Consider the following 13,012-nt stretch of genomic DNA (forward strand, 5'->3'; position numbering starts at 1 on the left):
TTTGGCTTTTGCTCTCGCGGGTTACGAATCTTGTGTTATACTAGATATTATTCCGTTTCCGAATCGCCGTATTTTTTTCCCTGATATTTTCCCCAGTGGATAACTTCATTGAAATGAGGGAATATCAAGGAGATGGATGATTGTAGTCATGGACGGTGTGGGCGCATCGGCTTCCGGAATCGGACAGTTTTCAAGAAAAAAAATACTGTTTATTGCCTTTGGCTGATATATTGAGTACAGGAGTTGAGGAAAATGAAAGCGAAAATTTTTTCCATCCTTCCCTTTCTTTTTGGATTGTTCTTTTTTTCCGCTTGCGGACACTTGATGAACAAATCCAGCGCCGTATTCATATCCGATCAAGAGCCATTCAACCAACAAATTCAAATCCCGCCCAACGTGCGCATTCTGGAAATCCATCATGATGGCGGGAATGTTACCGTCAAAGGTTGGGATAAGCCGTTCCTTCTCATCGAAGGAATCAAGCGCGTTTCGGCGGCCAACGCGGAAGAGGCGCGGCTGCTTTTAGATTCGGCTCAAATCATATACTACGAGAGAGCGCCTAATCGGCTGGCGCTGGAATATAAAGGCATAAGCGCCCGCAAAAAAAACGCCCCCAGCGAAGCCATCGATTATACGATTAACGCTCCGCAATCCTTGATCGTGGAAATGACGACGCGGAATGGCGTGATTTCCGTCTCCAACCTATTGACGGACGTTTTCATCGACCATAAAACCGGCGACGTTAAAGTGGAAGCGGTGGAAGGACGAGTTCGCATCCAATCGCAAGATGGGCAAGCGATCGCCGTTCGCACGAAAAAATCGGTTGAATTGGACTGCCGCGACGCCAATATCAAATTGGACGCTATCGGCGGAGACGTCTCCATCAAACATTGGAACGGGCAGCTTGTTGCAGCCGGAATAGGGGGAAATGTTGAAATTGCTGGAGATCGCAGTTCGATCGACCTGCAAAAAGTGAAGGGCAGGTTGAAGATCGACAATCGGGACGGAGACGTCGTTTGTACGGACTTTTATGAGGGAATCGATATCAATGTCAAAAAAGGTCTTCTGAAATTGGAGCCGAAGATTCCCGTTCCCCGCGATTACTATTGTACGGTTGTGGACGGCGAATTGATTTTACGCGTTCTGGACTCGTCCGAAATGCTTCTGGAAGTGGAAGCGGAGAATGGACGCATCCATTCCGATTACCCCATGCCCATCTCGGCGGAAAATAATATCTCTTTCGCCCGCGGCGCTATCAACGGCGGCCATCGCAACGTCCGGCTTAAAGTGAAAAATGGCGCTGTATCTATCCAGAAAGCCATTGTTCCGCCTGCCGCGATTTCCGAACCGGCGGCGAAGGCGCCCGCTCAAGCCCCGTCAACCGCCGTCCCGGCGCCCTTGACGCCCGGCGGTCTCGTTCCCGCCAAGGTTGCGCCTTGATTCTTACGCGGCAGCGGAAGAAAACTATGCTATAATGGCGAATAGAGAGCCTCCGGAGTTAGCGGGTGAATAAATCATGTGGGAAGATCCAATTGTCAAAGAAATCAGAAAATATCGCGAAGAATACGCGGCGCAATTCAATTACGACTTAAAAGCGATTTACCTGGATATTAAAGAGAAAGAAAAACAGAGCGGAAGGCAAATCGTTTTTTTTCCACCCAAACGGATGGCTCCTCCTCGAAAAGAAAGCGAAGTTGCGCAGACGCCGAATTCCTAAGTATTTTTCGCTCACAGCACTATATGGCGCAAATCCGATCATACCCAAAGGAACTATGGCCTGGAGGTTGTCATGGACTACGACGTCATAATAAAAAAAACCGGTGAGGAATATAAAGCCATCAATGAGTTGATGGATAATCTTCGCGACAAAATGGAGCATCGTCCCCAAAGCCAGCTGGAGGCGTGGACGTCGGAGATGAAGGCGCTTTTCTCGCAACTCCTTATTCACGTAAAGGGATTTTTCGAAATCGAGGAGCAGGACGGCTTTATGACTACCGTAATTCAAGAACGTCCCACGCTTGCTCCCGCCGTGGAAACGTTGCGCCAGGAACACCAGACCGTGCTTTCCGCCATGGAACGAATCCAGCAACAATGTCGCCAGGCGGGATCGCCCGATTGCCAGGCGATCGATTCTCTTTGCAAACAATTGGGCGATGTGATTCAATACCTGAAGACGCACGTGCGAAAGGAAAATCAGCTGATTCAGGGCGCTCTTGCCAGCGATATTGGCGCTCAAGACTGAAGTTAAGTTTAGGATCGTTTAGACGCCGCAAAAAAACGAATTGACTTTCGCCAAGAATCTCTTATACTTCTCATTACGTAAACAAAGATCGGGGGCGCACCGGTTTCGACGGGATTGATTCGCCCGGCGAGTGCATGCCGAGGTCCGCTGGCCTCGTTAAACTGGCGGAACAAATTTAACAGCAGACAATAGTCTACCCCTCGCTGCTTAATCGCAGCGACGTCCCGTCCGGCTCCTCCCTTTCGGCTGGGCGTAAGGCGTCATAAAGAAAGGGATAGCGGCGCGGTTCGCCTTTGACCAACCCGCGAAACTCTTAGAAGGCTGGCCGTTCAAAGATAGGTCTCCGCGATCTGAACGGCGAGAACCTAGCGGAGACTAAGCATGTAGGACTTACCGGTAGGACTTTTTCGGACGCGGGTTCGACTCCCGCCGCCTCCACCATTTCCTCCATTGGATCTACCCTGATTTCCTCAACCCCAACGCGCCTTTAAAATATCTATTCCGGCGTTGTCATTTTCACTTGCTTTTTACTCCACCTCTCTATATTTTAGGATAAAGCATTAAGCTAAAATAACGATAATCTTATTTTAGGATAGCACCGTATGGATCGAGGCCTACAAGGGCATTATGTAACCATATCGACGGTGAGCGAGAAGGCGCAGGCTTTCATCCCGGCGCCGCTGCCGCCGCGTCCGCCCATCGATTGGACGCCGGAGTTGCGAGGCAAGTTCGACCAGGCGCTGCTGGCGCTGGGCCGGTTGGACAGCGTTTCGAGGCTTTTGCCCGACGCCTCGCTTTTCCTTTATATGTATGTCCGGAAGGAAGCCGTGCTTTCTTCCATGATCGAAGGAACGCAGTCGTCGCTTTCGGATTTGCTGCTATTCGAATTGGATCAGGAACCGGGCGTCCCGCTGGATGACGCGAGGGAAGTCAGCAACTATGTGGCGGCGCTCGACTATGGTCTGCGCAGGCTAGGGGAAGGATTTCCGTTATCCTTGCGCCTAATCAAGGAGATTCACGGCGTGTTGCTGAGCAAAGGGCGCGGCAGCGACCAAACTCCTGGCGAGTTCCGGCGCAGCCAGAACTGGATCGGCGGCTCCCGGCCTGGCAACGCTGTTTTTGTTCCACCCCCATCCAAAGAAGCGTTGGAGTGTATGAACAAACTTGAACTGTTTCTTCACGGCCAACCCGAACCCACGCCGGTATTGCTCAAAGCGGCTCTGGCGCATGTCCAATTCGAAACGATCCATCCATTCCTCGACGGCAATGGCCGTATTGGCCGATTATTGATTACGCTGCTTCTATGCGAAGAGAAGGCGTTGCGCGAACCGATGCTCTACTTGAGTCTTTATTTCAAGATGCGCCGCCAGTATTACTACGAACTGCTCAATAAGACGCGCCTTAATGGAGATTGGGAAGCTTGGCTCGATTTTTTCGCTGAAGCGGTTATTGTTACCGCCGGTCAGGCGTTTGAAACGGCGCAACAACTTCTCGAACTAGCCAAAAACGATCGAGATAAGATCAGCGGCTTGGGGAGAGCGGCGGCATCGATCCTTCGGTTTCACCGGACGCTCATGGAGCATCCCATCTCCACGGCAAGCTCCCTAGTGGAGAAGACCGGCATCACACCGGCGACGGTCAACAAGGCGCTCAGCCATTTGGAACGCTTGGGCATCGTCCGCGAACTGACGGCCCAGAAACGCAACCGCGTGTTCGTCTATTCCGAATATCTTGGCATCATGGATAGGGGGACGGAACTGCCTGAAAGATAGGGCTGTTCGGCTGGGTGGCAAAGGCAAGACGCTGGATGCTTTTGACCTATCTTTCAAGGGCTGGCTAACGCCATGCCCTTGCCGCCCAGCCAATCTCTATGCGACTCGTCGCCTCGCATGAGGTTCAAAACTCATTCCTTCACGTATCCCATCCTGACGTATCTGCCTAACTTTTAGTTAGCCAGAATTATCAAATTCAAAACTCATTCCCTCGCGTATTCCACCCAGACAGCGTTTTCCATGATGGCCAACTCGTCATCAGTTAGGAATCCGAAATGCGATTCCCTCTTTCTCGCTGAAAGACGACACTTGTTTTGCAGGCAGAGCTGGATAAAGAGATCGATGAGGTGGTCAGGCATGTCTACGATCTCCTGGATCGCCTGCTTTGTCTTGTCGTAATTCGCAAGGAAATCGAGTTCTTCCACCAGCTCGCGCTCGATGGCGAGTTTGACGAAATCGTATAACGCCTCCGCCTGGGCCGTCATATCGATATACCGATACAGATATCCGGTCTCCCCCGAAACGGTCATCCGCCCAAGATCGTCCAGGTCGTATTCAACCAACCGCATCAGCGGTTTTGAGAACGCCTCCAGGGAATGATCGTAAAGCGCCGGATTTTTCAGCATGGCGGCGGAGACAGGGAACATAATCCCTCTGGGGATCGCGCCGCGCCGTGTACGCACCTCAAAAAAGGATTATAATACGCCTTCAACCTAAAAATATAGTTATTTCGGCGGCAATTTTCAAGAGAATGATTTGATTGACTGGAGTCCGTTCAAAAATGGAGAGATTCTCAAAAAACGTGTTTCGAGCTTAAAAAACGATTAAAAATCGGCTTCCAGATCGAAAAATTATTACCTAAGCCTGTTTCGGGATACCAGCGAACGGTGCGCAAGGCCTTCTATTAGTAGAAAGACCTTATCATGAATCAGGGGACGGAATGGCCTGACAGTTAAGATTATTCTGTAACGTCGATTTCTTTCCAGATTACCGCCGTGCGTCCCGCCAAGTCGCACGCGGAGGCGCGCAGCCGGTATTTGCCGGGGCGATCAATGACGAAATTCATATTTATTTTGCTTTGTTTGGAATTGGTTTTGACAACCACATCTCGATACTCATGAGATAGAATGCGGTAGTCTTCTTCCTGCGGGCCGTACAATTCCCAAAAAATCATCGAATTGACATATTCGCCTTGCGCATTAGCGCCGGACGTGTAGTAAGCAAGCGATGAGATTTCCGTTAGTCGGGCGTGAGCGGCGATTTCCAAAGGCGCCTTGCCGGAGGCGGCGGAAAGTTCAATCTCGATCTGAGGGGGATCTCCTTCCGGACGTTGCGGGATTCTTGGACCATCGAGATGTTCGCTTTGACCTTGGCTTTCCACTTCGATTTTTCCATCTTCGCGAATGCGCACGATTTCGCGGTATCCGGACGATTGAAACGCTGGAATATCCCAACACAAGTCGAACGCGATTCCCAAGCGAAGATAGCGTTCTATTTCCGTAAAGAAATTGCCCATCACTGTACGGTATTTAACGCCCTTGGAATTCACTCTTTCAAGATTTAACTCGCCGATTCCCCATAAATTGCCTTTGCCTATATGGACATGGCCGAGGTTGTAGCCGGCGGGCAGCAGAATCGCCACTTCGGCGGCTTGTTTCAGTTTCGTCAAATCTCGATGGGGATGATTGGCGATATGATTTCGCAAATTCCTCGTTAAAGCCAGGCATTCTTCGTAAGGAACGCAGGCCAGACGCGCCGAATCCCAATAGAAGAACAATTGCGCGCCGAGATCGTAGGCATGGGTTAAGAACCAGAATGCGTCGTCGCGGTCCACCGAGCCGTAAATGCTGGTTCCCCAGGTTTTGTTCGTAACGCGCGCCGCTCCGCGCAGGAAGCCATAGATTATGTCAATTAGATTTTGGGGACTATCGACGGGAATTTGACATTGGTATGCCATATTCATTTCCGGCAGCGTGCGGCGCGTCCCGATGCGTCCGGGCGGCTCGAAGACGATGGCATTGGGCGGACCGCTGGGATTTTCCGACAATTGATAGAGAGCCGTACTAACAACCGTTTCCCATGTATATAAATTTTGCTGCACAAAATCCATGTCGCCGACATCGACATCCGGCCTGGCTTTCAATCCTCGAATCAACGATGTTGGATTGCCTTGATGGTTGGCTTGATCGAAATACTTGCGGAATTCCTCGAAACAGATTTGCGGCGTTATGGTTTTTCGAAAGGCAGCGTCTGCGCGCAAACGGGGACGGATGACGTGATCCCGCGTACAGACGGCCGGTTCGTCTAAAAACAAGACTGGCCCCAAATAATTGCTGCGGTAAAGAACTTCTGGATAATGCAAGTCCTCGCTGCCAAGCCCCCAATAATATACATTGCGGCGTTCAAGCCATTGCGCTTGTTCTTTATCCGCGCGAAAGCAATTCATTCCCGCCGCGATCATTTCTTCGTAATCGTCTTTCGTTAAGCGAACGTATTCGTAATCGGAATCGTCATAGCGCCGGTCGCTGTCTTTTGTCCTGGAATTGCTAGGAACGCCGATCAAAGCTCCGGAATAAAGTTCAAGAATCGCTGCTTGGATCGGTTGGGGAATATTGTCATCGCGGCCATATGAATTTAGCGTATATTGCTTTCCCAATAAATTCATCCGATTAGGAAAACTATCATTTTGCGGCTTATCTTTTACAGGTTGAGGGAAAAGCTGCGGCCATGCCCCAAGCGCTGGAAGCAACGCTTCGCCCGTCGATCGATTGCGGAATTCCAACGCTTCGCAATTCTTCTCTTGAAAAATATAACGAATGATCGAAAGTTGCGCTTCGGCGAGGCTTGGCGCAGGATATTCTTTGGCAAGAATCCATACTATGTATGATTCGCTGTTTTCTTTAATGGCTTCGAGGCGAATCCATTGGCAAGGCGTTTCCCGCATCGTATCCAATGGGCCGAATGTTAATGTGAATGTTTTGACGACCGATTCGGGAACGGTGGCGGATGCGATGATTTGGTATTGCGCCCATTGCCCTGGCTGGCCAATTGGATAAGATAGATTTACATCGGCTATTGCTAAACTGGAAGACATAACGAAAAACATCATCCATGCGATGGTTTGGCGAAGCATAATCGTCTCCTAATATTCGCTAATCTTGCAATGATAGAATTTGGCATTTATCTTTCACTGGAGGAATCGAAACGGTTTTCCCGCCGATGCTTAGTTTCACGGGCGAAGCGTCCTTTTTGAAATCCGTACGGCGTATCAATACTTTATCTTTTAAACGCAATCCCGAAACGACGGAACCTGGTTTATTAGGAACGTCGAAGTTTACGGGAACTCCCTTTTCGAGAAATTCGCCGTATTCTTGCGCGGCGGCCCATACGGGATGCAGCAGTTCGACTTCTTTAGCTTGTTCTTCTTCCGCGCACCAAAGGAAGAATGCATCGGCGCCTCGCAGCAGCATGTGCCATAACAGTTCTTGATAAGCCCACTCGCTCATCGGCTGCGGCTTGCTCGTCATTTTAGGCGACGGTTTTTCATCTACAAACAAACCTACATCGACGATATGCCAATGGACGAAAGAAATGATAGGAATAGAACGCGGAGTATATTGCCCTGCATTGCTCGCTACTAGCAAACTGTTGTAAAACCATCGGAAATCGCCCGGATCGAAATCGTACCAATTCCATGTCCATGACCAAGGATAAACGACGGGCATGGCGAATGTATAGCCGGAACCTTCAAAGTCGTTGGCCCAATGCCGGTAATGGGCGTTTTGGTCGGCGAGCGCCGGTTGGCCTTCGATATAGCGTTCGAAATAATCGTACCAATAGCGCCAGCCATTATGGGGATAGACGGCGTAGTTGCCCACCAAGGCGCCGGGAAAGCGCTCCAGGATGGGTTCCGAGTAGGCTAAACGCTGCAAGCGGCTGCGCAGGCGGCGCATTTCCTGCTGGTAAGACAGAAAATCGTCGATCTGGGGCAGATGCTGGCGGCAGACCTGGCAGCGTTTGGACGATTCATGCGCCCTGTTCCATTCCAAAGGACCGTCGATTTCCCAATCGGCGAAAATAAAATCGACTCCGAGTTTTTCTTTTTCGTAGGCGTCGATAAAAGGCTGGAATCGTTCGCGGATGGGAGCGATGCGGCCTTCCAAGCGAAAAGGACATCCCATTTTTTTATTGCCGAAAGCGTCGTCGAAGAAGGGTGCGCCGTTTGCGCCGATATGCGCAGTCTCTGCCGAACCGTCGCAGAAACTGTAAAGCAGCGAGGTGGCGTTGATGTTGACGCGCAGCCCAAGTTTTTTTTGCGCGCGGGCGATGGGAAGCGCTTCGGCGAGGCTTCCTTCTAGGCGGTTATAATCCCAAGAACAGACGAGGCCAACGCCTCTACTATCTAGTAAATGAACTAGTTCCTCCGCTTGGCCGTCATCCATTTTGCCAGGATTCATGGCGGGCCATAGATAAAGCGGCAAGCGTTCTCCGCGATCGAATTTCAGCGGTTCGGTTTTATCTAAGGCAATTTGGATGGATTTTTTCCACTTTTCCGCCTTTTCGCCAGCGGCGGGGGAACGGCTAATGGACGCAAGAAACGTTAAAAGTAAAAGCCATCGAAATGCTAAGCCTATTCTATTGATCATTGTTATTTAATACCTCGATCGATTCGCATGTAATAAAATTGAAGCATCGCCTCTCTGCGCCTAATACAATCTTAAGGCGATCTGTAAAATATCACGAAACCAAGGCGAAGACTATTGAGACTGCGCACAAGAAAATGGCGGGCTACGCTTTGCTTTTAGCCCACCCTACAATTCCCTCGAATGGGCATATGGCTGTGCAGCAAATTCTTCGCGAAATCTTTTAACGAGGCGGCTTCTATGCATCTCACTATCATCGATTGGGCGGTTATTGCGGGATATTTTGCGATTAACTTGGCGATTGGCTTGTGGTATCGCAAACGGGCATCCCGTTCTACGGAAGAGTATTTCGTCAGCGGACGCAACGTCTCCTGGTGGCTGGCGGGAACCAGCATGGTGGCTACGACGTTCGCCGCCGATACGCCGTTGGCGGTTACGGGACTCGTGGCGTCTTATGGCATTGCGGGCAACTGGCTATGGTGGAACATGCTGTTGAGTAATATGTTGACCGTTTTCTTTTTCGCCCGGCTGTGGCGGCGTGCGAACGTCGTTACCGACGTAGAATTCGCCGAGCTGCGCTACGGCGGCAATCCGGCTGCCTTTCTGCGCGGCTTTCGGGCGCTCTATTTAGGATTGCCGATCAATTGCATCATTTTAGGGTGGGTCAATTTAGCGATGGTGAAAATATTGATGGTGATTTTCCCCCAGTTGCAGCTATCCTTCCTAGGAATTGCCGATCCTAAAATCGCTGCCCTCGGCCTGGTTTTCGTCATCATGGTGATTACCGCCTTCATATCCACGCTGTCGGGATTATGGGGCGTCCTGGTTACGGACCTGTTTCAATTCGTTCTGAAAATGACGATGGTTATCGTGTTGGCCTATTTCTCCGTCAAAGCCGTGGGGGGAATGGAAGCGTTAATGGAAAAACTTCAAGCGCTCGACGCCGCCAAAGGCGGGCATGGCTCCGTTCTTTCCTTCATCCCGGATATCGGTTCCGCTTGGATGCCTATGATCGCCTTTTTCGTATATTTGGCGGTGAATTGGTGGGCAACATGGTATCCCGGTTCCGAACCGGGCGGCGGGGGGTTCGTTGCCCAGCGGATGTTCTGCGCCAAAGACGAAAAACATTCCCTCCTCGCGACGCTTTGGTTCAGCATCGCCCATTACGCCATCCGTCCCTGGCCGTGGATATTAACGGCCCTGGCATCCATGGCGCTTTATCCCACGCTGGCGGATAAGGAATCCGGCTTCGTCAAAACTATCATCGATCCCGCTGTTTTCCCCCCGGCTCTCGCGGGTCTTATGATCGCCGCATTCGCCGCCGCTTATATGTCAACCGTGGCCACGCAACTCAACTGGGGAGCGTCTTATCTGATCAACGATTTGTACCGGCGGTTTCTTGCGAAAAATCGTTCCGAACGCCATTACGTTATTGCAGCCCAATTGGCGACCTTGGCTTTAATGGTTATTTCTTCCATCGTAACGTATTACCAGGACTCGATTGCTGGAGCGTGGAAATTTCTCATGGCGGTGGGCGCGGGTACTGGCAGCGTTTTCATTCTGCGCTGGTTCTGGTGGCGCATTAACGCCTGGAGCGAAGTTTCCGCCATGTTGGCGTCGTTTGCGTTTTCCATGATTCTTCAATTTGGCTTCAAAATGGATACCGAGGAGCCTAGCCAATTCGCGTGGACGGTTCTCGTCACCGTGGCGGGATCGACTCTGATATGGCTGGTGGTTACGATAGCGACGGCGCCCGAAGACAAAAAAACATTATTGCAATTTTATCGCCGGACGCGGCCCAATCCGGTTTTGTGGGGGCCGATCGCCCGCGAAGCTATGGACATAACGCCTCCGAAAGACGGATGGAGCAATTTCTTCGATTGGATCGCCGGATGCGTCATGATTTATCTCGCTTTATTCGGTGTAGGCAAGATCATTTTTGGGCATTGGACGTCCGGATTCGTTTTTCTTGCCATCGCTCTCGCAGCGGGAGGATTTTTGTATTGGGATCTAAATCGCCGAGGCTGGAAGGTTCTTGACGACGAACCGGTTCAGCCTGCGATGAGATAAAAATCGCATACCACCGGACGCTTATGGCGGGAATTGTTTGACTATCTTTCTTTGCAAACGGGAATCTTATATTCTTCAATTTACTTTTCATAAAAACGAAATCGGAGATGCGGATAATGAATGAAGCCAATAGCGTAGATATTTCCAAACAAACTATAACCAGGCGCCGATTTATAGCCAAGGCGGGCGGAGCCGTTTCTTCTTTTCTTATTCTTCCTCGTTATGTTTTGGGCGCCAGCCAAACGACGCCTCCCAGCGATAAGTTGAATGTCGCCATAATCGGAACCGGCGGCCGAGGCATCGACAATATTAAGGAATTGATCCGCCAAAAGGATGCGCAGGTGATGGCGGTTTGCGACGTGACGGAAGAAGCCGATTACAGCCGGTTTTATTATGGCGGCAAAGGCGGAAGAGGCCCGGCGAAAGCGCTTGTGGATCTTCGTTATTCCTCGGAAAAGGCGACGGAGGATTATAATCCCTGCACCGTCTACATCGATTTTCGTAAAATGTTCGATGCGGAAAAGAGCATCGACGCCGTTGTAATTGCTACGCCCGATCATACCCACGCCATCACCGCTTTGGAAGCGTTCCATCGCGGGAAACACGTCTATTGTGAAAAGCCTTTAGCCCGAACCGTTTATGAAGCGCGAGCGATGACGGAAGCCGCGCGCAAAGCGGGAGTCGCCACGCAAATGGGCAACCAAGGGCATAGCGGCGAAGGAATTCGCCAAACCGTCGAGTGGATAAAAGACGGCGCGATTGGACAGATTAATGAAGTGCATTCTTGGAGCAATGGCATCAATCCGTTAGGGCTGCAAATGAATCGGCCTAAAGAGACTCCGCCGGTTCCGGAGGGGATGGATTGGAACTTGTGGATCGGTCCGGCGCCCTATCGCCCGTATCATTTGGAATATGCGCCTTACACTTGGCGGAATTGGTGGGATTTCGGCACGGGGCCGTTGGGCGATATGGCTTGTCATAACATGGATCCCGCCTTCTGGGCGCTCGATTTGGGACATCCCGAAAGCGTGGAAGCGAGCGCGGCGGGTTGGAGCAAAGAAACCTTCCCCGTCGCCGCCATGATTTATTACCAATTTCCCGCGCGCAACGGTATGCCGCCCGTCAAGTTGACTTGGTACAGCGGGTTATTGCCTCCTACGCCGGAAGAACTGGAGCCGGGACAAGAACTCATTGGAAATGGCAACGGCATTTTGTTTGTAGGAGAAAAAGGCAAAATCATGTGCCCAGGCTGGGCGGGAGCGCCGCAGCTCGTCCCCCAATCCCTAGCGAAAGAGTACAAACGCCCGCCCAAGACGCTTCCCCGCTCGAAGGGCCATCACCGCGATTGGCTTGACGCCTGCAAAGGCGGCGCCCCGGCCAGCGCCAATTTCGATTACTCCGGCCTGTTGGCTGAGGTAGTACTGCTGGGAAACGTCGCCATTGCAACAGGGAAAAAACTAAGATGGGACGGGCAAAACCTGAAAGCCGCCAATTGCCCCGAAGCGGATCCCTTTATTCGCCCGGAATATCAAAATGGTTGGAAGATTTAATGATGAAGACGAGGCTCTTGCTTATTTAAATATTACTTCCACAGTTTGGATTTGGAATGTATAAGTTAATTCGAGTTTGCAAGAGCCTAAAAGTAATTCCCTGTCCGGAGTCATGCGCCAAAGACAATCAAGAACCTAAATGAATGAGTCTATCTCCGCCAGCAGATCCGACATTTTCGGTTCCATCTTTCCGTTTTTGGAAAACCCAGATTGATAATGGGGACTTGCAATTCGCGGACAGCCTTCGCCGTCGAGGTTATCCCCGGACGCGAGGCGAAGCCTCCTTGGGTAATCGATGAGGCGATAATAGGGGTTTGCGGCTCTTTATTCTATGATAAGATATTCATTGCTTTTCGGGTTTTGATAACGATGGCCGGGTGGTGGAACGGTATACACGAGGGACTTAAAATCCCTTGCCGGCAACGGCTTGTGGGTTCGAATCCCACCCCGGCTATTCTTTTTTTATAAGACGGTACGGCGGATTCAAATACTCTCCGGCAGGATCGTTGGATAGAATCATCGATGGGGCGAACGGCGCAATCCATCTTTAATTCAAAGAGGCTCTTGCAAAATTAATGAAATCCGTCTTAAAATTCTCCCCCCAAGATTGGGGGGAGTTAGAGGGGGGTTGATTTTAATGGACTTACGTCAACCCCCTCCTAACCCAATGTCATTAAGTTAAGACATAACGTGACGAAATTCCATTCCCTCGCCCTCTGGGAGAGGGTTAGGGTG

At 50.8% G+C, this 13,012-nt stretch carries 9 protein-coding genes, 1 tRNA gene, 1 other RNA gene and 1 pseudogene; 8 read left to right on the forward strand and 4 right to left on the reverse strand.

All coding sequences use genetic code 11. The features are described from left to right. The first annotated feature begins 252 nt into the window (after positions 1–252). From AB1656_03585 to AB1656_03605, 5 genes are all read left to right on the forward strand, one after another. On the forward strand, positions 253–1,440 hold the full coding sequence (locus AB1656_03585) for a DUF4097 family beta strand repeat-containing protein (protein MEW6234447.1): 1,188 nt from the start codon (positions 253–255) through the stop codon (positions 1,438–1,440). Positions 1,441–1,516: 76 nt separating this feature from the next. Then, a complete protein-coding gene (locus AB1656_03590; protein MEW6234448.1) occupies positions 1,517–1,717 on the forward strand; it encodes a hypothetical protein in 201 nt (66 codons plus the stop codon). 72 nt (positions 1,718–1,789) lie between these two features. After that, a complete protein-coding gene (locus AB1656_03595; GenBank protein ID MEW6234449.1) occupies positions 1,790–2,242 on the forward strand; it encodes a hemerythrin domain-containing protein in 453 nt (150 codons plus the stop codon). 90 nt (positions 2,243–2,332) lie between these two features. Further along, positions 2,333–2,683, forward strand: a transfer-messenger RNA (tmRNA) gene (gene ssrA / locus AB1656_03600). A gap of 161 nt (positions 2,684–2,844) precedes the next feature. Then, complete coding sequence (locus tag AB1656_03605; GenBank protein ID MEW6234450.1) at positions 2,845–4,014, forward strand: Fic family protein; 1,170 nt, start codon at positions 2,845–2,847, stop codon at positions 4,012–4,014. 203 nt (positions 4,015–4,217) lie between these two features. Here AB1656_03605 and AB1656_03610 read toward each other — a convergent pair. The 3 genes and pseudogenes from AB1656_03610 to AB1656_03620 form a co-directional block, all read right to left on the reverse strand. Next, positions 4,218–4,685, reverse strand: a pseudogene (locus AB1656_03610) (cell filamentation protein Fic). Positions 4,686–4,972: 287 nt separating this feature from the next. Beyond that, a complete protein-coding gene (locus tag AB1656_03615; protein MEW6234451.1) occupies positions 4,973–7,147 on the reverse strand; it encodes a hypothetical protein in 2,175 nt (724 codons plus the stop codon). Positions 7,148–7,166: 19 nt separating this feature from the next. Beyond that, positions 7,167–8,660: a hypothetical protein gene (locus AB1656_03620; protein ID MEW6234452.1), complete on the reverse strand. Its 1,494-nt coding sequence runs from the start codon at positions 8,658–8,660 to the stop codon at positions 7,167–7,169. A 237-nt stretch (positions 8,661–8,897) separates the two neighbouring features. Here AB1656_03620 and AB1656_03625 point away from each other — a divergent pair, with 237 nt between their 5' ends. Both AB1656_03625 and AB1656_03630 read left to right on the forward strand, forming a co-directional pair. Further along, positions 8,898–10,727, forward strand: a complete 1,830-nt coding sequence (locus AB1656_03625) for a sodium:solute symporter family protein (protein MEW6234453.1) — start codon at positions 8,898–8,900, stop codon at positions 10,725–10,727. A 116-nt stretch (positions 10,728–10,843) separates the two neighbouring features. Continuing rightward, positions 10,844–12,277: a Gfo/Idh/MocA family oxidoreductase gene (locus AB1656_03630; GenBank protein ID MEW6234454.1), complete on the forward strand. Its 1,434-nt coding sequence runs from the start codon at positions 10,844–10,846 to the stop codon at positions 12,275–12,277. Between the two features lie 149 nt (positions 12,278–12,426). Here AB1656_03630 and AB1656_03635 read toward each other — a convergent pair whose 3' ends face one another. Next, the gene (locus AB1656_03635) at positions 12,427–12,585 is read right to left on the reverse strand and encodes an SGNH/GDSL hydrolase family protein (GenBank protein MEW6234455.1); all 159 of its coding nucleotides are present in this window, start codon (positions 12,583–12,585) and stop codon (positions 12,427–12,429) included. 63 nt (positions 12,586–12,648) lie between these two features. Here AB1656_03635 and AB1656_03640 point away from each other — a divergent pair. Further along, positions 12,649–12,731, forward strand: a tRNA-Leu gene (locus AB1656_03640). The last annotated feature ends 281 nt before the right edge of the window (positions 12,732–13,012 follow it).

The organism is Candidatus Omnitrophota bacterium, from assembly GCA_040755155.1.
Taxonomy (GTDB): domain Bacteria; phylum Hinthialibacterota; class Hinthialibacteria; order Hinthialibacterales; family Hinthialibacteraceae; genus JBFMBP01.

Excerpts from the sequence above, each read along its gene's own strand:
- AB1656_03585 (MEW6234447.1), top strand. The coding sequence starts at position 253 with ATGAAAGCGAAAATTTTTTCCATCCTTCCCTTTCTTTTTGGATTGTTC.
- AB1656_03590 (MEW6234448.1), top strand. The coding sequence starts at position 1,517 with ATGTGGGAAGATCCAATTGTCAAAGAAATCAGAAAATATCGCGAAGAA.
- AB1656_03595 (MEW6234449.1), top strand. The coding sequence starts at position 1,790 with ATGGACTACGACGTCATAATAAAAAAAACCGGTGAGGAATATAAAGCC.
- AB1656_03605 (MEW6234450.1), top strand. The coding sequence starts at position 2,845 with ATGGATCGAGGCCTACAAGGGCATTATGTAACCATATCGACGGTGAGC.
- AB1656_03615 (MEW6234451.1), bottom strand. The coding sequence starts at position 7,147 with ATGCTTCGCCAAACCATCGCATGGATGATGTTTTTCGTTATGTCTTCC.
- AB1656_03620 (MEW6234452.1), bottom strand. The coding sequence starts at position 8,660 with ATGATCAATAGAATAGGCTTAGCATTTCGATGGCTTTTACTTTTAACG.
- AB1656_03625 (MEW6234453.1), top strand. The coding sequence starts at position 8,898 with ATGCATCTCACTATCATCGATTGGGCGGTTATTGCGGGATATTTTGCG.
- AB1656_03630 (MEW6234454.1), top strand. The coding sequence starts at position 10,844 with ATGAATGAAGCCAATAGCGTAGATATTTCCAAACAAACTATAACCAGG.